This is a genomic window from Pseudomonas sp. MWU16-30316 (genome assembly GCF_020515645.1).
GTDB classification, from domain to species: Bacteria; Pseudomonadota; Gammaproteobacteria; order Pseudomonadales; family Pseudomonadaceae; genus Aquipseudomonas; species Aquipseudomonas cerasi.
In genome coordinates, this window is the sequence record NZ_JAIZAZ010000003.1 from 506,350 (window position 1) to 528,451 (window position 22,102).

Here is a 22,102-nt window from a genome sequence, read left to right on the forward strand (position 1 = left end):
CATGAACCTCATTTCAAGCATGCCACGCCTGCCGATTCTGATGACGCTATGCCTGCTGGCAGGCTGCAAGACTCACCTTGACCCGGTCAGCTATTCGCCGGGTTACACGGCGGTGACCCGCGCCGATGGTCGCGTGGAACTGGTGCCGGATGCCTGCATGCAGCCCGCTGCGCAGGACGACATTGGCGTAGGGGAAGATTTTCAGCCGCTGCTGCCGCCGGGCTGCGCCAGCAATCTGATTCTGTTGCAGATGGTCGAGCAGCGCTCGGACGTGGTGCAGGGCCGTAGCACTGGCCCGGTGATGGCAGCCCCGGTGGGGCGGGCCGCGCAGGTGTACATCGATGGCTATGACCGCGAAGAACTGCGCCGCCGTCAGGTGGAGCAGCAGGCCAACACCGACACTCGGGAGGCGCGATGATTTCAGCGAGCGTCGACCAGACCCAATTCGCGTGCCTGTTCGGCACGGTCGGGTATTGCCTTGATACGTCGAGCCTCGGCGATCAGTTTGCTGCGTTCGGCCTTGGGAATGTCGTCGAAGGTCATGCTTTTGAGGTCTTTCTCTTTACCGGCGAGCACCATCACCAGCAATTGATTGCGCTGGTGGCGGGGTTGCGCCAGCGGCGACTGGCTAACGCGGTCAATGGTTTCCAGGGCCTTTTTATTGTCGTCACCCAGCACATAGGCAAGGGCCAGGTTGCAGCGGGTGTCCAGATCGTTCGGTGCCAGACGAAGGCTGGTATTGAAGGCGTTCTGGGACTTGTCGGCCTCACCGCTGAGAATGTAGGCGATGCCCAGTCGGTTCCACGCCTGCGGCTGCTGCAGGGCAGTCGCGGCCTGATTGAGTACGGTGACGGCGCGTTGCAGCTTGCCCTGACGCAACTGCGCGGTGCCCAGGCCCAACAAGGCTTCAGGGTCATCGGCCTTGAGCTCCAGCGCACGTTGATAGGCGCGCTCCGCGCCGCGCGTGTCGTTGCTGGCAAGCAGTGCGGCACCGAGTTTACGCCACGATTCGACGCCGGCTTCAGGCTGTTGCGTGGCGCGCTGGTAGAACGACGCAGCCGTCGTCGAGTCGCCGCGTTTTTCCAGGTCGGCGGCCAGTTGCATGAAGCGCTCGTAACTGGCATCGGTCTTGGGCTGGGTCGTGCACGCCGTCAGGGTCAGGCAGCCGAGCAACAACAACGTGGAGATGGAACGAGGTGGCATGGACAGGGCTCTTGTGAAAGGGGACGGGGCGAGGCAATTCAGCCGTCGACGGCCTTCGCGGGCGAGCGCCAGTTTATAGCCCCGGCGCTGAATTGCGACCGTTTTTTGAGCATGGTTTTTCGCGTCGCTGCGGGCCAGCGTTCGAGGCAGCGCCGCAACCGGCAGGGAGGGCGCCATGCCGTTTTTCAAGGCTGAGTGGCGCATCGCGCTACGGCTGTTGGTGATTCTGCTGTGCTCACTGCCCGGTGCGTTGAACGCGGCGTCGGAGCGCGAACCCGAGTGGTTCGCCGAGCCTTATGCCTATGTGTTGGTCGACCAGGATATTCGCGGTGCACTCACCGAGTTCGCGCAGAACCTCGACCTGATCGTGGTGTTCTCCGACAAGGTGCGCGGCAACGCCCGCGGTACGGTACGCGGCGAAACGGCTGGAGAGTTTCTTGGCCGCCTGTGCGATGCCAATCAGTTGAGCTGGTACTTCGACGGTAACGTTCTGCACATCGCGGGTGCTGATGAGGTCGGTACGCGGGTTTTCGACCTGCAGGGCACCCGGCTGCAAGAGTTGCAGGACTATCTGGCCCGCTTGCAGGTCTCCGGCCAGCCGATGTCCAGTCGCGTCAGCCCGGATAACGACAGTCTGTTCGTGTCCGGACCGCCAGCTTATCTGGCGCAGATTCAGCAGCATGTGGATCGTCAACCTGTCGCCGAGGCCGCACCCGTGGTGCGCGAACGCGGTGTGCGGGTGTTTCGAGGCGGTGTCGTCACTCAAGTCGCCACCGACCGTCAGTAACCCCAAAAGGAGCACTACCCATGTCCGTCAACTCCGTAGATAGCAATGTCGACGTCAATGTTTCCAGTCAGGAATCGCGTTTCAACGCCGCCGTCGAGAACGCCGAACAGGCCTCCAGCGACAGTGAGTTCAACGACGCGCTGATCACTCAGGCCGTCACCATCGGTGGGCAGTTCATCATCATGCCGCGAGCTCAGGAAATGCTGAACGAAGCCCAGTCCGATGACGACTCCGAATAGGGTACGACCATGTCTGTGAATCTAGCTGCGTCACCGGCGGCGGCTGCCTTGCCGTCGCCGGGAGGAGGCGCGGGGCCGCAGGCTTCGCAGAACCTCTTCGAACACATGGCCGAGACGTCCAAAGGGATGCCGCAGGGCGCCAGCCCGCATCAGATCGGCACCAACCTGATGGAGCGGCTGGACGGCTTTATCGACCGCTCTCGGCAGTTCTCCCAGCGTGCCGACGCCTTGACCCAGGGCAGCGCGCCGCAGGCGGCCAGTCAGCCGCCAACAACTGCCGCGAGCGCTGCTCAGACGACCGGCAAAGTCGGTGGGCCGCAGGTCGATCAGATCGTGCAGTCGTTGGGGCGGATGTTCGACTACTCCATCGAAACCCAGATGGTGGTGCGCGGGGCGACCCAGATATCCGGCTCCGCCAACACCCTTCTCAAAGGTCAATGAATCATGTCCAAACGCTGCCGTGTCCTGCGCCTGCTGATCGTGGCCACGCTTGCCAGCCTGTTGCAGGCCTGCGACATCGATCTCTACACCAACCTTGGCGAGCGAGAAGCCAATGCCATGCTGGCTGTGTTGCTGCGCGACGGCATACCGGCGTCGCGCAAGGTGCAGGACAACGGCCAGCTCAAGGTCATGGTCGACGAAAAGCGCTTCGCCGAGGCCATGGCAGCACTGGACGATGCAGGCTTGCCGGGGCAGAGCTTCTCCAACATGGGCGAGGTGTTCAAGGGCAATGGCCTGGTGTCCTCGCCAGTACAGGAGCGCGCCCAGATGGTCTATGCGCTCAGTGAAGAGTTGTCACACACGGTTTCGCAGATCGACGGCATTCTGTCCGCGCGGGTGCATGTGGTGCTGCCGGACAATGACCTGCTCAAGCGGGTGATTTCACCGTCCTCGGCCTCGGTGCTGGTGCGCTACGACCCGCGCACCGACATCAACGTGCTGATACCGCAGATCAAGACCCTGGTCGCCAATGGTATTTCCGGGCTGGGCTACGACGGTGTGTCGGTGACGGCCATCAAGGCAGCGCTCCCCGACAAGGCCGGCGCGCAGCCGCAACTGGCGAGCTTTTTCGGGCTGTGGATGCTGGAGGATGATGTTCCGGCGGCGCGCTGGCTGTTCGGCAGCCTGTTGCTGATTGCGCTGGTGCTTGCCGGATTGCTGAGTCGTCAGTTCTGGCAACGTCGCCGGGTCGAGGGCACCTATGTCTTGAGCGATGCACCATGAATGCTGCGCTGACCGAGCAGTGGCAGGCACTCGTCGAGCGGCCTTTGACGTTTGTCCGCGAACGCTGGCTGGCCGAATGCCTGCAACGCGATGTCGATCCTGCCACGCTGGCTTCACTGCGCGATTCGTCGCGCTTTGCTACACGCTTCGAGCAGCTGTTGAATGCGCATTTCAAGCTGCAACCACTGCCGCAACTGGAACAGCCAGCGCAGAGTGACCTGGCTGTTCTGTTGTTGACCGACGAAGATTTTGCACGTTTGCCGCGCTTGTGTGGCGCGGTCTGGCATGCCGCCACGCTGAGTCGGGAAATTCGTGGTGACGTGGTCAGCGAGTACCGTCAATTGCTGGGTGACGATGCTTTTTCACTGGCACTCGCTCAGCGCCAACTGGCCGGGGCCGCCAACCTGCTGCGTACACCGGTCGAACTCGTCCAGGCCATCGATCGCGATGGTGCGCGCTGCGTGGCCGCCTGGCTCGAGGCCCAACCCATCGAACTGCAAGCCTGGCTGCGCCTGCGTCTGGACATTGCGCAAAATCAGCCTCAGCCAGGCGATGAACGACAGGTGGCCGTGGTGCGAACCGTTGCCCGCCTGCTGACCGGGAGCGACGACCATGAGTGATCTGCCGACCCGACCCGCTTCACGGATCGTGCGCGCTGCCGAAGCGGCCCGCTGGATCGACGGCTACGCGTTCGTCGAGGCCGCTCATCAGGAGGCGCGGTCGGTTCGCGAAAACAGTGCGCAATGGCTGGAGCAGGCCCGCGCTGAAGGTTTCGAGCGCGCCCGTCAGGACGGCGCCGAGCAGGTCGCGGCGTTGCTGGCAAAGACCAGCGCCGAGGTCGAGCGTTACCTGGCGGGGCTGGAAAGCTCGCTGGCTGAACTGGCGCTGGGGATTGCCCGCCAGGTGCTGGGCGAACTGGATGACCACGAACGCCTGCTGCGCTGCACCGCAGAGGCACTGTCGGCGTTTCGTCAGGATCAGGCGCTGACGCTGTATGTGCCGCGTGCCGACGTCGAAGCGTTGCGTCGACGGCTGGCCCACGAGGCGCCGCCGGCACTGAAGTCGCTGAGTGTCGTCGGTGACGATCAGCTGGCAGCCGGTCAAGCGCGGCTGGGTAGCCCGGCGGGCTCCGTTGAACTCGGGCTGGACGCGCAACTGGACAACCTGCGACGTGCGCTGTTGCCGTTGGCAGAAGGGGATGCTTCTTGAATGAGGCCCTGATCAGGCTGCTGCCCGGTCTTCAGCGGCGCTTGCAGCTCGCCCAGCCCAGACCGATGCGCGGCACCTTGCGCAGCATTCGCGGCGTGTTGTTGCGCGCCAGTGTGGCCGGGGTACGGATTGGCGAGCTGTGCATGTTGCGCGACCCTGGAAACGGACGAGAGCTGTCGGCCGAAGTGATCGGGTTCGATGAGGATGACGCGATTCTGTCGCCGATCGGCTCCATGGAAGGGTTGTCGACCCGTACCCAGATCATCGCTACCGGCCAGGCGCTGGGCGTGCAGGTCGGCGACGCCTTGCTGGGCCGGGTCATCAGCCCGATGGGCGAGTTTCTCGACGGTCCTGCACCGGTGGTTGCCAGCGGTTTGCAGCGTTACCCCTTGCATGCCGAGCCGCCCGCGCCGTTCAGTCGTCAGCGCATCGTCAAGCCACTTTCGCTTGGGGTACGTGCCATCGACAGCCTGTTGACCCTGGCGCAGGGACAACGCATGGGTATTTTTGGCGAGCCAGGGGTGGGCAAGTCCTCACTGCTGGCCAGTATCGTGCGTAACAGCAATGTCGATGTGATTGTCATCGGCCTGATCGGCGAGCGCGGGCGTGAAGTGCGTGAACTGTTGGAGGGGCAGCTGGATGCCACGGCGCGGGCGCGCACGGTTGCCGTGGTTGCCACCTCGGATCGGCCTGCCGCCGAGCGGGTCAGGGCGGCCTACGTGGCGACCACCCAGGCTGAATATCATCGTGACCAGGGCCGCAGCGTGCTGCTGCTGATGGACAGCCTGACCCGATTTGCCCGTGCTCAGCGTGAGCTCGGTCTGGCGGTGGGTGAGCCGCCGACCCGGCGCGGTTATCCGCCGTCGTTTTTCTCGGCGTTGCCGCGTCTGCTGGAGCGCGCCGGGCCTGGACCATCAGGCAGCATTACGGCGCTGTATACCGTGCTGACCGAAGGTGATGCGAGCATGGACCCGGTGGCTGAGGAAACCCGTTCCATTCTCGACGGCCACATCGTGCTGAGCGCCGATCTGGCACAGCGTGATCATTTTCCGGCAATCGACGTACTGCGCAGTCGAAGCCGCCTGATGGACCACATCGCGACAACAGAACACCGGCAACTGGCATCGCGGATGCGCGAGCTCATCGCCCGGCGCCAAGAGATCGAGCTGTTGATTCAGGTGGGTGAATACGCGGCCGGCAGCGACCCGCTGGCCGATGAGGCGATTGCCCGGCACGCAGACATTGAGGCCTTTCTGCGTCAGCCCGCCACCGAGCATGACAGTCTGGAACTGACCTTGATGCAGATGCGCAAGGTGCTGGCATGAATTGGAACGTTGGTTGCTCACCCCTTGCACATCTCGCTGTGATGACTGATCGCATGCATGTTCTCTTTCGATGCCGAACGGCATTTGCCATGGGAAAGATTTATGAAAACGGCTGACTTGCACAGCTTGCAGGCCCTGCGCGTGCTGCGTGAGCAGCGCGCCACAGCGCGTCTTGCTGCACAACGTGAACGCTGCCGTGAGGTCAACAGCGAGCTCGATCAGGCCCGTGAAGCCTTGCGTCTGCACCGGGAAAAGCTCGTTCGGGAAGCCGAGCAGGCATATGGCCGGTTCAGTGAGGGGCTTTCGGTCAGCGCCTGGCGAGCGACCCAGGAGCGCTTGCAGCAACTGGATGATGAACGTGTGGCGTTGCAGGCCGATGCTGATGCCGTGGCCCTGACGCTTGAGACCGAAGAGCAGGCCCGCGAGCGCCTCAGGCACGTTCACAGGGAGCAGCAACAGAAAACCAAAGCCTGGCAAAGCCTGGTGGAGCAGCGCGTGCGAAGTGATGCACGTCTGGCCGAACAGCGTGACGAAGCCGATCAGCCAGCAGCGCCTGGCAGTGCCGCTGCAACTGCTGTGACATCTGCCCAGATATCAGGAACCGAGCCATGACGATGTATGCCGGCCCGATTGCTGCCGATCCGTCGTGCCGCGAGGTGCTCAAGGCGCGATTGGTGCAGTTCGACAGTGAGGCACTGGACCTGCACAACCGGCTGCACCGCGCCCTGAAGCCTTGGCCGGTGCTGCTGGGCGGGCAAGCGGTGCAGGTGCTTTGGGCCAGCGCGAGTGGCGAGTGCCGGCAGCCGGTGCGTGTGGCCATCGCGCTCGGCGGGCATCGGATCGAACTGAATATCCCGCTGCGGCTGCTTGAACTCTCGGGGTTGGGCTGGCAGCCCGGTGCAGCAATCGAAACCGACGCTGACGCATTGCTGCTGGAACAGGCCTGGTTGAGCTTGATCGAGCCGCTGGAAGGTCTGTTGGGCGAACCTCTGCGCGTAGTGCCATGCACGGCCGACCAACCGCATAAGGGCCTGCAGGTCGCCGTCGAGGTGCGCGCCGGCGATCAGCCGGCTCAGGCGTTGAAAATCCATTTCGACGCCGCCAGCGCCCAGCGGGTGAGCGCGCTGCTTGAGCAGCACTGCGCGGTCACGCGTGACCCGCTGCAAGGCTTGCGTCTGGCGTTGAGCATCGAAGCCGGGCAGGCGCCATTGACTCACGCCGAACTGCGCAGCCTGTTACCGGGCGATGTAGTGATGCTCGACACCCTGGCCGATGCGCAGGTGCTGCTGCGGCTGGGGCGTCACTGCCAGACCGTCGTCAGACGCCAGGGCGACACGCTGGTCTGGCAAGGCGCGTTACGTCCCGGCAGCCCTGCATTTTCTCCGTATCCCTTTGACAGGAATGACCCGATGAGTGAAATGAGCAACGATGCCGATCTGGATGCCTCGCTGGACGATTTGCCGCTGACCCTGATCTGCCAGTTGGGCAGCATGGAGCTGACCCTTGCGCAGCTGCGCGAAATGGCCCCTGGCAGCGTTCTGCCCTTTACCAGCCAGGCGCATGACGAAGTGGACCTGATGGTCAACGGTCGCCGTATCGGTCGTGGTGAACTGGTGACAATCGGCGACGGTCTGGGCGTGCGCCTGCTTGGCTTCAGCGGCTCATGAACGGTTACCAGCCGAATTTGATCGAGATCATTCTGGTCGTTGCCACCATCGGACTGATTCCCCTGGCCGTGGTGACCCTGACCGGTTTCATGAAAATATCCGTGGTGCTGTTCCTGATCCGCAACGCACTGGGCGTACAGCAGACACCACCGAACCTGGTGCTTTACGGCATCGCGCTGATCCTGTCGGTCTACGTCACCACGCCGCTGATCGGCGACATGTATCGGCAGGTGCAGGGCCGCGATCTCAGTCTGCAGAACGTTCAGCAGCTCGAGGAATTGGGCAGCGCCTTGCGGCCGCCCTTGCAGGCACATCTGTCGAAGTTCGCCAACGAAAGCGAGCGCGGGTTTTTCGTGCAGGCGACCGAAACCATCTGGTCACCCGAGGCACGTGCCGACCTGCGCGATGATGATCTGGTGGTGCTGATCCCGGCATTCGTCAGCTCCGAACTGACTCGGGCCTTCGAGATCGGCTTTTTACTGTACATCCCGTTTCTGGTCGTTGATCTGCTGGTGTCCAACGTCTTGATGGCCATGGGTATGTCGATGGTTTCGCCCACGTTGATTTCAATTCCGCTGAAGATATTCCTGTTCGTGGCCCTCAGTGGCTGGTCACGCCTGATGCACGGGCTGATTTTAAGCTACGGGGGCTGAAGTCATGGGTCAGGACGTATTTCTGTCGCTGATGAATCAGGCGCTGATGACTGTGCTGCTGCTGTCCGCACCTGCGCTGATCGTGGCGATTGTGGTGGGGTTGGGCGTGGGACTGCTGCAGGCGCTGACCCAGATTCAGGACCAGACCTTGCCGCAAGTGGTCAAACTGGTAGGCGTGCTGCTGGTCATCGTATTCGTCGGGCCGTTGCTGGCGGGGCAGGTGGCCGAGCTGGGTAATCAGGTGCTGGACAATTTTCCGCTGTGGACGCGTTGAACAGCCATGGGCGCTGATCTGACCAACGCGTTCATCGAAGTTGCCTACCCGGTGATCAGTTCGACATCACTGGCTGCGTCGCGGGCCATGGGTGTGGTGATCATCACGCCGGCATTCAACCGTTTGGGCCTGACCGGCATGATTCGGGGTTGCGTGGCGGTCGCCATCTCGGTGCCGATGATCCTTCCCGTTTTCTCCGCGTTCACCTCCATGCCCGAGCACAGCGGATTCTTTCTGGCTGGGTTGATGATCAAGGAGTTGCTGATCGGGTTGCTGATCGGGCTGTTGTTCGGCATCCCGTTCTGGGCCGCCGAAGTGGCAGGCGAGCTGATCGACCTGCAGCGTGGGTCGACCATGGAACAACTGGTCGACCCGCTTGGACAGGGGGAGGCGAGCGTGATGGCGACCTTGCTCACCGTTATGCTGATCACGCTGTTTTTCATGTCCGGCGGCTTCATTCTGATGGTGGACGGCTATTACCACAGCTATCAACTCTGGCCGGTGACCGAATTTACACCGCTGTTCAGCAGCGCGGCGTTGACGTCGATTCTGGCGATTCTCGATCAGGTGATGCGCATCGGTGTGTTGATGGTCGCGCCGCTGCTGATCGCCATGCTGATCACGGATCTGATGCTGGCCTACCTGTCACGCATGGCCCCCAGTCTGCATATTTTTGACCTGTCATTACCGGTCAAGAATCTGTTTTTCTCGGTGTTGATGGTGGTCTACATCGGCTTTCTGATCCCGGTGATGATCGATCAACTGGCACAGTTCCGAGGCACCATCGAGGTGCTCAAGGCGCTCGCGGTCGAGGGCGGCTGATGGGCGAATCCAGCGAGGAGAAAAGCCAGCCGGCCACGGACAAGAAGCTGCGCGATGCGCGCAAGAAGGGTCAGGTCGCAAAAAGCCAGGACCTGGTCTCCGGCATGGTCATTCTGTTGTGTACGTTGTGTATTTCGGTGCTGCTGCCCAAGGCGCGTGCGCAGGTCGAGGCCTTGATTGATCTCGCGGCATTGATTTACATCGAGCCCTTCAACGATGTCTGGCCGCGGCTGCTCGATCATGCCGAGCAGATCGTCATCGGCATTACCTTGCCAGTGGTGGCGGTAACGGTCGCGGCGGTGATTCTGACCAACATCGTGACGATGCGTGGGGTGGTGTTTTCGGTGGAGCCCATTCAGCCGGACATCAAACGCATCAACCCTGCCGAGGGATTCAAACGCATTTTTGCGATGCGCAACCTGATTGAGTTTCTCAAGGGGCTGGTCAAGGTGGTACTGCTGGGGCTGGCGTTCTATGTGGTCGGTCGTCAGGCCCTGCAAGCGCTGATGGAGTCGTCGCGCTGTGGTGAGGGCTGCATTGAATCGACGTTTTATCTGGTCCTCAAACCGCTGGTGTTCACCGTGCTGGCGGCGTTTCTGCTGGTTGGTGCAGTGGATGTGCTGATGCAGCGCTGGCTGTTTGGTCGAGAAATGAAAATGAGCCACAGCGAGCAGAAACGCGAACGCAAGGACGTCGACGGCGACCCGATGATCAAACGCGAACGTCAGCGCCAACGGCGCGAAATGCAGGCCCTGGCGACCAAGCTCGGGTTGGCGCGGGCTTCATTGATGATTGGCGATGCTGGCGGCTGGGTGGTGGGCGTGCGTTATGTTCGCGGCGAAACGCCAGTGCCGATAGTGGTCTGTCGCGCCGCACAGCACGAGTCCGCCGCATTGCTGGCCGACGCCGCGCCACTGGGCATTGCTCTGTGGCCCGACGCAAGTCTTGCCGAGTCGATTGCAAAGCGAAGCGTGGCGGGCGACCCGGTGCCGGAAAACACCTTCCAGGCGGTAGCCGATGCATTGGTGGCCCAGCGGCTGATCTGATGTCAGCCACCTCGCACGTGTCTGGCGCGCTGCACGGTGACAGCGCTGTCGCTCCTCACGCCTCGGTGAACATGTTCTGGACATTCTGTGCCCGGCTTGAAACTACAGGCCAACGCTGACCACCGGGGCAAGCCTCGTGTATTCAGTGCACCATCGGACTGTAGCGGGTTGCCGGTGTGCCGCGCACCACCTTCAGACGGTTGAGGTCGGTGTTGATGCGCCATGCCCAGAAATGCGTACCGTCCTCACGTGCCGTGTCCAGTGCCTGAGCAAGCATCATGCGTACATCCTCAAGCGAGTAGTCATGCGGCTGGTCGAGCATCAGTTGGGCCTTGACCCGCATGATCTCCGGCAAATACCAGCGGTCATGATTTTCTACCGCGCCGATATGAAGCTCATCGAGAATTTCCAGTGCCAGAGGTTCGAGTCTGAGTGCCGCCAGACCTGATGCGTACTCGGTGTGCAGCATCGCATGCAGCGGCGTTTCCACATGGTTGCGCAACTGCTGCAGGGCTTCTCCCAATAGCGGCACACCCGTTGCGGCATCGCCTTCGCGAATCGCCAGAATGCTTTCATAGCAACTGGTCAGCTGGCGCCAGACATGCAGGGGCTGACGTTCGCTGCTCTGTTTGAGCAGCTTGAGGAAATGCCGCGTCTTGTGCAGCGTACCGGCAATCAGCGTCGCCGGGATCGCACTGATCGCCAGGGTGTACCACAAGGTTGCAGGATGACTCAGTGCAATAGCCTGTTGCACATTGGTTTCCAGGGCGACCATCGCCTGGCCGGTATTGCCGATCAGCAACTGAACCTGGGCCCGCAGCGACTGCGCTGCAATACGCTGGTCGAAGTGCATGTCGATAATGTGCGAGGACGGCGAGCGCGGGGCGCCAAGTGCTTCTTCGATGGCCTGACGCGCCGTCTTCATATCGCCCATATAGAACGCGCTGGTGGCGCGCATGCGTCTGCCCAGCAACTGGCAGTCAGCAATGCGGTAATCCTTGCCCAGTGCCAGAAATTGCGAGGCGACCTGCGTACCCTGCAGATGCTTGTTGCTGCAGGTGTGGTCGTTCCACTTGCCCCACAGCGCCCGCAGGCGGTATTCGGAGTCGTCCAGCGCTTCGGCATCTTCACTGACCTGCTGCCAGACTTCGCGCATTTTCTGTCCCGCACCGTAGGTCAGCATCAGAATGCTGCCGGACATGGTCAGCAGACGCATGCGCTGCCGACGATCCATGTGTGCCTCTTCCACCTGCCGGGGCAGGCCGTGGTTTACCCAGTCCTGATATTCGCGCACCAGCGACAGCCGCAGCCACAATGGCGAACTGCACAGCGTGAGTTCGACCCCCAGCTGGCGGTCGCCCTCGGCCGAGAACGCCCAGGTGAGGGCCGCTCGAATGGTGTCGATCTCTATACCGTAACGCTGGGTCCAGAGCTCCTGGGGCATTTGTTCGAGATCCTGTTTGCCTTGTTCCAGAAGGGTCAGTGCCCATTGAGCGTGAGCGCGGCACAGGCGTGGTACATCATCGAACTGCACCAGTTTTTCGTGGGCGTAGAGACGTGTCGTTTCCAGCAGCCTGAAGCGCTTGCCCTGGCTGTGATCGAAGGTGCCGAGCAGCGATTTTTCCAGCAGGCTTTCGAGCATCGGCAATGTCATCCGCACGTCCGGCAAACCGATGTTGACGATCGCCATGACCCCGTCAATGGTGAATGAACCGTTGAATATCGACAGCTGGCGCAGCAACGCCTGCTCGTGCCCGGTGAGCATTCCGTAGGTCCAGTCCAGCGTGGCACTCAGCGAGCGCTGGCGTGGCAAGGCGGTGCGAAGGCCGGTCATCTGCAGTCGAAAACTGCCGTCCAGCAGGCCGACCAGGTCATGAATACCGAAGGTCCTGGCGCGTGCAGCAGCCAGTTCGATGGCCAGTGGATTACCGTCGAGTTTGCGGCAGATGGCGGCGACCGTTCCGGCGTCACCGTCATTGAAGGCAAACTCGGGGTCCTGCTCTCTGGCACGGGTCACGAAGAGCGCCACCCCGGAATAGCCCATGGCCTGCGCGGCAGTGAGCACTTCGTGCTCATCAGGCACTTGCAGCGGGCCGAGTTCATGCACCCATTCGCCCTGCGCACGCAGCGGTTCGCGACTGGTCACCACGATGCAGCATAGCGGTGCATTGGCCAGCAACGCTTCGACGGCAGCGGCGGTTTCGTCGAGCACATGCTCGCAGTTATCGAGCACCAGCATTTGCGGACGACCGACCAGCGATGGCGGTATGTCGTGCAGCGGTTGTTCGTTTTCGGCGCTAAGCCCCAGTGCGGAGGCGATTCTGCCCAATATTGGTTGCGTGCCGTTGACCGGCGTCAGGTCGACGAACGCGGTGCTGAGGCCCGATTGCGCGGCCAGACTGTCAGCCAGTGCCTGCGCAACGGTCGTTTTGCCGACGCCGCCCGGACCGCTCAGGGTCAACAGACGCCGGGAGAGTGTCAGTTCCGACAGTTGCTCTATCAGTTCGTCACGCCCAAGCACCTGACGGTTGATTGCCGGCACGCTTACGCTGGCGAGTGTGTCCGCTGGCGCAGGTTCGTGGCGGACCGCCTGCTGCACACTGACCGGCGCGACGAATCGGTAGCCACGGCCCGGCACAGTGACAATGTAATTCTCGTCGGCATCCAGTGCCCTGCGCAGGGCAACGATTTGCGCACGCAGGTTGCATTCTTCGACCACCGCTCTGGGCCATGCCAGTGCCAGCAGTTCGGCTTTCTCCAGCAGTTCGCCTGGCCGAGTGGCAAAAGCGACCAGCAATGCCATTGCGCGGCTGCCCAGTGGCACCGGCTGTGAATCCTTGAGCAGCAAATATTCGCGTGGAAGCAGGGTGAACGGGCCAAAGTGAATGGCCTCGTTGCTGCGCGACGCCTCACCTGTTTCCTGAATGGCCATTTCATTCTGGCCGCTTGCTTCGAAATCCATGCTTAGACCTGTGTCAGAAGTAATAACTGCGCCGCCGCACCGTGCAGGAGCATGAAGGTCCCGATCTGTGTCCGTGTGGTGATGAGTGTTCCGTTTATCTGCCAGCCTCCGTTGACCTGCGGCAGATCAGTTGTAACTGAGCGGACACTCCGTGTTACCGGGTGTGCACCGATGCCTGACCGCATGCCTGATTTAACGCGTTGACTGCCCGGAAAGCGGAAAGTCTAGTGACATGAGATGACTGTTATGAGATCGATGCACAAATCGCGCCCACGTTAATTGACATCAGTTAGCCGCCACTCCGTTTACCGTTGGTCGACTTGTAACGATTTTTTGTCAACACGCCATTTGCCCGAACGGTCGTTTAGATGACGGTTGCAGAACTAATGCGACCGGTATGTCCACTTGCAGAGAACCTCATGAATCGAACCGTCAATGCTGCAGAGTTGCATATCGACTTTGACAAGGACCGGGAAAAAGCCTTGTTCAAGTGGCTCATTGCAAGTTTTCTGATGGGCAAGCGAATTCAGTCGGCCATCGCCTGTGAGGCGTACCGGGTCATCATCGAAAAGCATGACCGCGACACGCCACGCAAACTGGGCCAATGCACCCATCGCGAGGTGGTCAGCATGCTCGGCGAAGCGCATTACGTGCGCTATGACGAGTCCACGGCCGATAGACTGCTGGCGCTGTGTGCCGGGCTCAACGCTGACTACGCGGGCACGATCGGCAATCTCCACGAGGCGAGCGAAGACCGCGCAGACTTCGAGAAACGTCTGGCAGCCTTCAACGGCATTGGCCCCAAGACTGTGGAGATATTCATGCGTGAAGCCGGCAAGGTGCTGTATTGAACACCCCGTTATCATTGCGTACAGGCTGTGCGGGCTGGAGTCTGGGGCGCGAGCACTGTGCTGAATTTTCCGCTGCCGGAACTCATTTGCAACGTTATTCGTCACGCTTCAACACCGTTGAAATCAATAGTTCGTTCTACAGGACACACCGTCCGCAGACTTACAGGCGCTGGGCACAGTCGGTGCCTGACGATTTTCGCTTTTCGGTAAAGATCCCCAAACTGATTACTCATGATCAACGGTTGCAGGATACTGAAGTGTTACTGGATGTGTTTCTTTCCCAGTGCAGTGAGCTGGGTGAAAAACTGGGTTGCCTGCTTATTCAACTACCGCCTTCTCTTGACTATATTCCGGATGTCGCAGAACGCTTTTTTAAAGCGCTGCGCAGTCGTTACAGCGGCACACTTGTTCTTGAGCCGCGTCATGAATCCTGGTGCCAGGCCGAGGCACTTCTGGTCGATCAGCGTATTGCACGAGTCGCAGCCGATCCTTCGCCGATCAGCGCGGGCCATGTTCCTGGCGGATGGCCAGGCGCCCGCTACTGGCGGCTGCACGGCTCACCGAAGATTTACCACAGTGCCTACGGCCCTCAACGGCTGGAGTTTCTGGGCCGGCAGGCGCTGGCGTCGGTGGAAGAGGGCGTCGAAACATGGTGCATATTCGATAACACGGCCAGCGGTGCGGCAATCGAAGATGCCCTGTTACTTCAGACGCTGAGCCGCGCACGATAAGTTCGCCTCTTTCCTGCGCCGTATCCGGTCGTCTGGTGTACGGCAAGTTGCGCAGCGATGTCATCCCTTCTTAATGCAAAGTCTTTCTAATCGTAATTGATAGCGGACGCCTGACAGTTATCCAGGCTCCGTGCCTCTGCCTGCAAAGGCCCGTCTCTCACCAGACCAATCCGTAGCGGCGCGCGCTGCCTGCACGAGCGGCGTTGTAACGCCATGGAATGTCGGGTGGCCAATGGAAGGAAATAACAATGACGACTGTTAGCAAGATCAGCACTGAAAAACCCACCGATCCTACCGATGCCAAAGCCTGGGAACAGGCGGTACAGCAATCACGTGAGGTGGGTATCGAGTGGCAACTGCCTGCCGATGACAAACGCTCCGCTCAGCAGATCATCGACGATAGCCCGCTGCTGAAAAACCTCGGCGGGCGAGGTGACCGGGGGGAAGCCAGGGAAAACCTGATTGCTCAGGTCGGTGACTACACCAAGGACTCAAGTGCCGCGTTTCGAGCCGTGCAATTGCTCGAACACATTGAAACCTTCGACGCCAACGGTGACCGTCTGGCCGGCAAGGACATCGGTAACAATCGTATCGACGGCTACACCAGCAGCAGCGATGCCCGGCACGGCACGGAGGCCGGCCGTCTGAAGGATTTCGGCAAGGACGGTTTCTCGAGCCTCAAGGGCAAACTGCACGAAATCAGATCGCCAGCCGATGACCCTGCGGTTCGCGAAAAGGCCGAGCAGCTCGGGATTCAGTGGGAGCGGCCGAAGGGCGATGAAAGGGATGCCAGAAGTATCGTCGACGGTGACCCTTTGCTCAAAAACCTGGGCAATCAGAGTGACGTCAGGGACATGCTCAAAGAGCAGGTCGGCGACTTCGATACCGACGCAGATGCAGCCTATCGAGCCACTCAGGTGCTGGCCCATATCGAACAGTTCGATAGCAGTGGAGGACGAATTGTCGGCAGTGACGTGGCCAACGGCAGGATCAATGGTTTCACCAAAAGCGGCGAAGCCCGTAACGGCACCGAAGCCGGTCGTCTGCAGGATTTTGGCAAGCACGGTTTCTCCAGCCTCTCGGGTCAATTGAGCAATATTTCGGCGGCTGGCGACAACACCCAGGCCCGCGAACAGGCCAAAAAACTGGGCTTTCTGTGGGAGCTGCCCAAGGACGACACGCGCTCGGCACAAGAGATCATCGACGCCAATCCGTTGCTCAGGGATCTCGGCAATCAGAGCGGCGTCAAGGACATGCTCAAGGAACGCGTCGGAGATTTCGAAAAGGACGCCAATGCTGCCTTTCGCGCTGTCCAAGTGCTCGACCGGGTGACGATGTACAACGAGAAGGGTGAGATTCAGTCTGGGGGCGATGTGTTCAACAGTCGAGTCGACGGCTTCACCAAAGGCGCCGAAGCGAAACATGGCACCGAGGCTGGACGCTTGCAGGACTTCGGCAAACTGGGCTTCGATGCACTGCCGGCGCTGAAAAAGACCGAAGACATCAGCAGTTACAAGGACTTTCTGAAAGCCAGTCCCGATGCTGATGAGGCCTCGAAGCAAATCGCCCGCTACGCGGCAATCCTCGACGAGAACCATGACGCGATCAAGGGCAAGACCGGTTCTGCGGACCTGACCGCCGAGGCGCTGGCGACCTACCGGGACACGCATCCGCAGCTCGGCAAGGAAGTCAGGGAGGCGCTGGACTTCTGGTCGCAACCCGGCGCCTTTGCGCTGCTCGATAATGCTAAAAGCCCGCTCGAGCAAGGCACCGATGGCAAGGCCAGCCGCGGTGACATTCAGGCTTTCCTCAAGAATAGCGCGCCAAAAGACGTCGGTGCCGTGGGCACGCTGCTGGAAGCCGTTGCAGAGGGCAATCTGCTCAACAAGGTCAACACCGACGCGCTCGACAAGGATGTGTTCGAGCATCCGCAGAACTACACCGCAGAGCAGAAGGCCGCAGTCCTGCAGGAACTCAAGGCGGCCCAGAGCCTGATTGTCGAGGGCAGCGGTGCGGGCATGTGGAAGGACGACAAGTCTCAGGTGCAGATTGCCAACAACGTAGGCAGTCATCCCGACCCGCAAAAGCTGCTCGATGACGTCAACGAGCATATCTCGTTGCTCGAAAAGGACCCCGAGGTGGTCACGTTCTACAACGACAACGCGACCAGCGAATTGAGCAAAGTGCTGGAGGGCAGCGACGCGCTGAAAAGCGCCTTGCAAGGCACTTACGACAATGACATCAAGACCGGCAAAGCCCTCGACAAGCTGTGGGACGCCAACACCAAGGACGGCAAGACCGATCAGCAGACGGCTCTGGCCCGGTTCTACAGCTCGGCTCAAAGCGTTCAGGAGTCTCTGGGTTTGAGTGATCCGGGTGAAATTCAAAAGGCCGTGCAAAAGTCGGCGCACAATAAGGATTTCGAATCGTTCTACGAGAAAACGCTGGTCTCGGGCGAGCGACTCAACGAGTTGTTGAAGACTGAAAGCTTCGAAGTGGCAACCAGCCAGTTCAGCATGGAAGTGGCGATGTATAACGCTGCGCTGAACCCGGAGTTCACAGGGAAATACGACGACAAGCTGACTGAAAACTACACCGCCATTGCCCAGAACAACGTCTTCAAGGACGCCAGTTTCGAGGATCTGAAGAAGGCTTTTGGCAAGGATGGCGGCGATACACTGGACGAAGCGAAAGTCAGGTCGCTGATCGACCAGATCAGTGAAAGCAACCCCGAGTTGCTGACCAATGCCGACGGCAAGCCGGCCACGTCCGACCAGATTCTGGGCGTATTCCGAGGGAATTGGGATCTGTTGCGTCAGGGCACCAAGTCCATTTCCGAACTGGGCCTGTTCAGTGACAACTCTTCGATCAAGGCTGCTTCCGGTGCCGGAGTCCTGCATGGTGTCAGCGGTCTGTTCATGGCCGGCATCACCATCGCCAAGGGGGCAAATGGCGCGGGGGCGCTGACTGATCGGCAGATCGTCGACATCACCACAGGTTCGGTGCAAAGCGCTACCTTGCTGACCGAGGGCGGCGTCAAGAATGTCACCACGATGTTCAAGGACATCAAGGATATGCTCGAGCCGGACATCTACAAGGAAATAACCACCAACCTGTCGAAACTGGAAAACGCTGCCAAAGGGCTGGGTGGCCTGGCCGGAGTGGCCGCAGGGGCCTATGGCATCTTTGACGGTGTGAAATCGATCAGGAGAGGCGAGCTGGTCGCCGGCGGTATGAGCATCACGGCCGGGTCCCTGGGCGCGATGGCCGGTCTGGCATCAGCGGCAGAGGGCGCAGCAGGCGTCCTGCAGTTGACGGGCAGTGTGGTGCGCGCCTTGCCGTTGCTGGCCGGCACTCTGGGACTGGCCGCCGCCGGGGTGGGCGCTGTGGCGCTGCTGATTCCCGGCATGATCGAGGAGGGCAAACAGAAGACCCGTGTCGACCGGTTTTCCGATCACCTCAGGGACTACCTGACCCAGTACGAGATCGATGGAGTCAAGAACGGCACCCTCATGGACGTGCCGGACAGCGAGTGGCCGGGGCCGGAAGAAACCACCATCGCTTCATAATCGGAGTGGTCAGGCCGGAGCGCCCCGGCCTGCTTTCTGACGCCGATCGACGTAGCGAGTCAGGTCTCAAGCAGCTCACTCAAAGCCTGGCTCAGTTGCTCGGCACTGAACGGTTTGGCGACGCATCGCCGGTCGAGCCACGCGTCAGGTATCCCCAGCCGCCCGTACCCCGAGCAAAACATGAAGGGTATGCCGCGATCGGCAATGGCTGCGGCTATCGGGAACGAGTCTCCGCCGATAATGTTGATATCCAGGATGGCCAGGTCGTACTCGCCGTTACGCGCATATTCAATGCCTTCGTTCAGCGTGCTGGCGTGGTAGGCGGTCGCGAAACCCAGGTCATCGAGCATCATCTCCATCAACGTGGCGAGCATGGTCTCGTCTTCTACCAACAGTACTTTGGGGAGCGAGGTCTGGTCTTCCGATTCTGAGCTCATAAGTGGCTTTCCGGTTTGTCTGGCCAGGGAATCAGCATTGACCAGATGATCCCTGTGAGGGCGAGCTGAATGTCGGCCTGGCCTTTGAGTTCTCGCTCGATGTTGCGGCGTATCAAGCGCAGGCCAACTTTTACGGTGGTTGCAACCGCCTGTTTCCTTCCATAGGGTTTTTCAACCGGGAACAGCCAGCCGCTGCTTGATACGAAGTGCAGTCGTTCGAGGCTGAACGCGATTCAGATGTTTTCTGTCGGCCGCAGCGGGAATTTGGGCGGCCAGCGGCCCGGATGGACAGCGCAAGAAAATGCGGGGTTGCCGCGAAAGTGCGGCGTGGAGACCTGGATGACGCGCTCTGCTGATACAAGCCAGAGATGGAAGGAAGTGGGTCACCATAACAGGTGCCCGTTGGACGCGTAGCTTTAACTGACGATGGCGGGGAAATGCCTGCAAGTTGGCAGGTGTGGGCCTTTAAGGCCCTGCCTGCCGTTTTTTAGCGAGTTATCGGCAAATACTGGGTTGCTATAGGCCCGCTTGGGCAATCAGCCCTGGCCATTCAGCTTGCGCTCAAGCTCACGGTTTTTAGCACGAAGCGTTTCGGCATCCTGCTCTTTTTCCTTGATGGAAGTCGGGGTAATGACCTTGTCCACGCCTTCGGTGGCGGGGTTCTCGTGTGCAATGTCCTTGTGCACCACATCGACCGGCTTGCCGGACTGGTCTGTCGTCGGCGCGGACTGTTCAGGCGTGTGGCTGGAAGGCTTGTCGGTAAGCGTGCTCATTGCAGCTCCTCGGTGTATGTCGTTCTGGTTGGAGGAACGAACGACGCGAAGAGTTCGACCTGTTTTCGTGTGGGCAGGGATTGCCCGCGCAACGGCGTGCAAAAAAAAGCCCCGCCAGACAAGGTCTGGCGGGGCTTTGCTCAAGCTGTGAAAGCCTTAGAGCGCCATGTCACTGGTTGGATTGCTTTTCGCTGGCTGGGCAGCAGGTGCAGGTGTTGGAGCATTACCTGTCTTGTTCACCGGTGGTGGCGGTGTCAGCTGCAGAACTTCGGATGTGTAAGCCCATTCCTCGGCAACACGGTCCGGATTGTTGTTCAGCTTGGTGCCGTAGCTAGGCACGATCTGGTGCAGTTTTGCCTGCCATTCCGGAGTCGCTACCTTGTCCTTGAAGACTTTCTCAAGCACGCCCAGCATGATCGGCGCTGCAGTCGAGGCACCTGGCGAAGCACCCAGCAGGCCGGCAATGCTGCCGTCCTTGGAAGCAACGATTTCGGTACCCAGCTTCAGGACGCCGCCTTTCTCTTCGTCACGCTTGATGATCTGTACGCGCTGACCGGCTTGCATCAGGCGCCAGTCTTCTTTCTTGGCGTTCGGGAAGTACTGCTGCAGGGCAGCGAAGCGATCGTCGTCAGACATCATCACCTGACCGGCGAGGTATTCGATCAGCGGGTACTGTTCGATACCGACGCGAGTCATTGGCCACACGTTATGCGTGGTGGTGCTGGTCAGCAGGTCGAAATAGGAACCGTTTTTCAGGAACTTGGTCGAGAAGGTTGCGAATGGGCCAAACAGGATCACGCGCTTGCCATCCAGAACACGGGTGTCCAGGTGCGGAACCGACATGGGTGGCGCGCCAGTCGACGCGATACCGTAGGCCTTGCCCATATGCTGCATGGCCAGGGTCTGGTTGTCAGTGACAAGCCACGAACCGCCGACCGGGAAGCCGCCGTATTCCTTGGCTTCAGGAATACCGGACTCCTGCAGCAGATGCAGGGCTGCACCGCCGGCACCGATGAACAGGAACTTGGTGTCGGTCTCGGTGACAGTACCGTCTTTCAGGTTCTTGTACTTGACGCGCCAGGTGCCGTCGTCGTTGTGATTGATGTCTTCGACTTCGCTCGACAACTGCAGATTGAAATTCTGCTTGGCTTTCAGATTGGCGACGAACTGGCGGGTGATCTCGCCGAAGTTGACGTCGGTGCCGATCGGGCTCCAGGTCACGGCCAGCTTCTGCGCCGGGTCACGACCTTCCATCATCAACGGGACCCACTTCTTGATCTGCTCGTGGTCTTCGGAGTACTGCATGCCGCTGAACAACGGGCTGGCTTGCAATGCTGCGTAACGCTTGCGCAGGAACTGGATATTGTTGTCGCCCCACACGAAGCTCATGTGCGGCGTGGAGTTGATGAACGAGCGCGGGTCTTTCAGGACGCCGGTCTTGACCTGCCAGGACCAGAACTGACGGGAGATCTGGAACGCTTCGTTGATCTCGATGGCCTTGGAGATGTCGACGTTGCCGTTCTTGTCTTCAGGGGTGTAGTTCAGTTCGGCGAGGGCCGAGTGACCTGTACCGGCGTTGTTCCAGCCGTTGGAGCTTTCTTCGGCGACGCCGTCGAGACGCTCGACCATTTCCATCGACCAGCTCGGCTCCAGCTCGTTGAGCCAGACGGCGAGGGTGGCACTCATGATGCCGCCGCCGACGAGCAGTACGTCGACTTTCTTGGTTTCAGCCGCCTGCACGGGCATCAGGCCCATGGAAATGGCCAGACCCAGGAGGGCCGTGTTCACTTTTTTAAACATTCTGTCATCCATCTGATAAACGCCATCCGCCGACTACTCCTGGGAAACGGCTCGTCACATGCATTGAAGCCTGCGACAAACACTCGCACCCACAGGGACTAGAGGTGGACATACAAGGCCAATATAATACCGCTCGAGACCTCAATTTATGTCCTGCTGCGCTGACTTCTTATCATCATTGGATTCAGCGTCATGAGTGACATTTGCTCTGTTGGTGCGCTGCGATGCCCGAGGGTCTTGCCCCTGAGCGACTTGCGAAGACACACCTGGTCAGCCTGTTCACGGAGTCTGAGACGCCGCATCGGAGCATAGAGGCACACTCGACGCGCAATTTTATGTACGCGTACTGCGACACACTCTCGGTGGCATACCGGCAAAGACGCGGTATTTTCGCATAATGTGCCCCCCCGTTGCGAGATGCCATCATCAAATTAGCCACGAATGCCTTGATTTAGACACTTCACAGCCTTCCACTGCCTATCTGTATCGGCTTTTTCGCCCGGGTCTTTAGCCGTCAGGCGGACATGGCC

At 60.3% G+C, this 22,102-nt stretch carries 22 protein-coding genes; 17 read left to right on the forward strand and 5 right to left on the reverse strand.

What is annotated here, in order from left to right; genetic code table 11:
* Position 1: 1 nt before the first annotated feature.
* On the forward strand, positions 2-418 hold the full coding sequence (locus tag LCH65_RS13370) for a hypothetical protein (protein ID WP_054081509.1): 417 nt from the start codon (positions 2-4) through the stop codon (positions 416-418).
* Positions 419-420: 2 nt separating this feature from the next.
* Here LCH65_RS13370 and LCH65_RS13375 read toward each other — a convergent pair whose 3' ends face one another.
* Entirely contained in the window at positions 421-1,203 is a 783-nt protein-coding gene (locus LCH65_RS13375; RefSeq protein WP_096106819.1) for a tetratricopeptide repeat protein, read from the reverse strand.
* Between the two features lie 175 nt (positions 1,204-1,378).
* Between LCH65_RS13375 and LCH65_RS13380 the strand changes: the two genes are divergently transcribed.
* The 13 genes from LCH65_RS13380 (at position 1,379) to LCH65_RS13440 (ending at position 10,449) form a co-directional block, all read left to right on the forward strand.
* On the forward strand, positions 1,379-1,990 hold the full coding sequence (locus tag LCH65_RS13380) for a type III secretion protein (protein WP_096104874.1): 612 nt from the start codon (positions 1,379-1,381) through the stop codon (positions 1,988-1,990).
* 20 nt (positions 1,991-2,010) lie between these two features.
* Positions 2,011-2,229 (forward strand): hypothetical protein, encoded by a 219-nt coding sequence (locus tag LCH65_RS13385; RefSeq protein WP_003369190.1) that lies wholly within the window; start codon positions 2,011-2,013, stop codon positions 2,227-2,229.
* Between the two features lie 9 nt (positions 2,230-2,238).
* Positions 2,239-2,670, forward strand: coding sequence for a hypothetical protein (locus LCH65_RS13390; protein WP_032609606.1), 432 nt, complete (start codon positions 2,239-2,241; stop codon positions 2,668-2,670).
* Between the two features lie 3 nt (positions 2,671-2,673).
* Entirely contained in the window at positions 2,674-3,453 is a 780-nt protein-coding gene (sctJ, locus tag LCH65_RS13395) for a type III secretion inner membrane ring lipoprotein SctJ (protein WP_003434222.1), read from the forward strand.
* Positions 3,450-4,073: a hypothetical protein gene (locus LCH65_RS13400; RefSeq protein WP_003369197.1), complete on the forward strand. Its 624-nt coding sequence runs from the start codon at positions 3,450-3,452 to the stop codon at positions 4,071-4,073. Before sctJ ends, LCH65_RS13400 begins: the two co-directional genes overlap by 4 nt.
* Complete coding sequence (locus LCH65_RS13405; protein WP_003369199.1) at positions 4,066-4,662, forward strand: FliH/SctL family protein; 597 nt, start codon at positions 4,066-4,068, stop codon at positions 4,660-4,662. Before LCH65_RS13400 ends, LCH65_RS13405 begins: the two co-directional genes overlap by 8 nt.
* Positions 4,659-5,987: a FliI/YscN family ATPase gene (locus tag LCH65_RS13410; protein ID WP_044309599.1), complete on the forward strand. Its 1,329-nt coding sequence runs from the start codon at positions 4,659-4,661 to the stop codon at positions 5,985-5,987. Before LCH65_RS13405 ends, LCH65_RS13410 begins: the two co-directional genes overlap by 4 nt.
* A gap of 102 nt (positions 5,988-6,089) precedes the next feature.
* Entirely contained in the window at positions 6,090-6,599 is a 510-nt protein-coding gene (locus LCH65_RS13415; RefSeq protein WP_226439539.1) for a hypothetical protein, read from the forward strand.
* Complete coding sequence (gene sctQ / locus LCH65_RS13420) at positions 6,596-7,654, forward strand: type III secretion system cytoplasmic ring protein SctQ (RefSeq protein ID WP_060707695.1); 1,059 nt, start codon at positions 6,596-6,598, stop codon at positions 7,652-7,654. Before LCH65_RS13415 ends, sctQ begins: the two co-directional genes overlap by 4 nt.
* Entirely contained in the window at positions 7,651-8,307 is a 657-nt protein-coding gene (gene sctR, locus LCH65_RS13425; RefSeq protein WP_003369210.1) for a type III secretion system export apparatus subunit SctR, read from the forward strand. The genes sctQ and sctR overlap by 4 nt, the downstream gene beginning before the upstream one ends.
* 4 nt (positions 8,308-8,311) lie before the next feature.
* A complete protein-coding gene (locus tag LCH65_RS13430) occupies positions 8,312-8,581 on the forward strand; it encodes a flagellar biosynthetic protein FliQ (RefSeq protein WP_003369212.1) in 270 nt (89 codons plus the stop codon).
* 6 nt (positions 8,582-8,587) lie between these two features.
* Positions 8,588-9,403 carry a type III secretion system export apparatus subunit SctT gene (gene sctT / locus LCH65_RS13435; RefSeq protein WP_003369214.1) on the forward strand — a complete coding sequence of 272 codons (816 nt, stop codon included), beginning with the start codon at positions 8,588-8,590 and terminating at the stop codon, positions 9,401-9,403.
* Entirely contained in the window at positions 9,403-10,449 is a 1,047-nt protein-coding gene (locus tag LCH65_RS13440; protein ID WP_003434215.1) for an EscU/YscU/HrcU family type III secretion system export apparatus switch protein, read from the forward strand. The genes sctT and LCH65_RS13440 overlap by 1 nt, the downstream gene beginning before the upstream one ends.
* A 142-nt stretch (positions 10,450-10,591) precedes the next feature.
* On the opposite strand, the gene LCH65_RS13445 is transcribed toward LCH65_RS13440, so the two are convergent.
* Positions 10,592-13,411, reverse strand: coding sequence for a winged helix-turn-helix domain-containing protein (locus tag LCH65_RS13445; RefSeq protein WP_226439540.1), 2,820 nt, complete (start codon positions 13,409-13,411; stop codon positions 10,592-10,594).
* A gap of 419 nt (positions 13,412-13,830) precedes the next feature.
* On the opposite strand from LCH65_RS13445, the gene LCH65_RS13450 reads away from it, so the two are divergent.
* The 3 genes from LCH65_RS13450 to LCH65_RS13460 all read left to right on the forward strand — a co-directional run bounded on the left by LCH65_RS13450 (position 13,831) and on the right by LCH65_RS13460 (position 18,562).
* Positions 13,831-14,262, forward strand: a complete 432-nt coding sequence (locus LCH65_RS13450) for a hypothetical protein (RefSeq protein ID WP_003369221.1) — start codon at positions 13,831-13,833, stop codon at positions 14,260-14,262.
* Positions 14,259-14,993: a DUF72 domain-containing protein gene (locus tag LCH65_RS13455; RefSeq protein WP_058416156.1), complete on the forward strand. Its 735-nt coding sequence runs from the start codon at positions 14,259-14,261 to the stop codon at positions 14,991-14,993. The genes LCH65_RS13450 and LCH65_RS13455 overlap by 4 nt, the downstream gene beginning before the upstream one ends.
* Positions 14,994-15,241: 248 nt before the next feature.
* Positions 15,242-18,562, forward strand: a complete 3,321-nt coding sequence (locus LCH65_RS13460; protein ID WP_226439541.1) for a type III effector HrpK domain-containing protein — start codon at positions 15,242-15,244, stop codon at positions 18,560-18,562.
* 59 nt (positions 18,563-18,621) lie between these two features.
* Here the strand turns inward: LCH65_RS13460 and LCH65_RS13465 are convergent, their stop codons facing one another.
* The 3 genes from LCH65_RS13465 to mqo all read right to left on the reverse strand — a co-directional run bounded on the left by LCH65_RS13465 (position 18,622) and on the right by mqo (position 21,572).
* Positions 18,622-18,999: a response regulator gene (locus LCH65_RS13465; protein WP_003434210.1), complete on the reverse strand. Its 378-nt coding sequence runs from the start codon at positions 18,997-18,999 to the stop codon at positions 18,622-18,624.
* Positions 19,000-19,535: 536 nt separating this feature from the next.
* Positions 19,536-19,772 (reverse strand): hypothetical protein, encoded by a 237-nt coding sequence (locus LCH65_RS13470; RefSeq protein WP_226439542.1) that lies wholly within the window; start codon positions 19,770-19,772, stop codon positions 19,536-19,538.
* 156 nt (positions 19,773-19,928) lie between these two features.
* The gene (mqo, locus tag LCH65_RS13475; protein WP_226439543.1) at positions 19,929-21,572 is read right to left on the reverse strand and encodes a malate dehydrogenase (quinone); all 1,644 of its coding nucleotides are present in this window, start codon (positions 21,570-21,572) and stop codon (positions 19,929-19,931) included.
* Between the last annotated feature and the right edge of the window lie 530 nt (positions 21,573-22,102).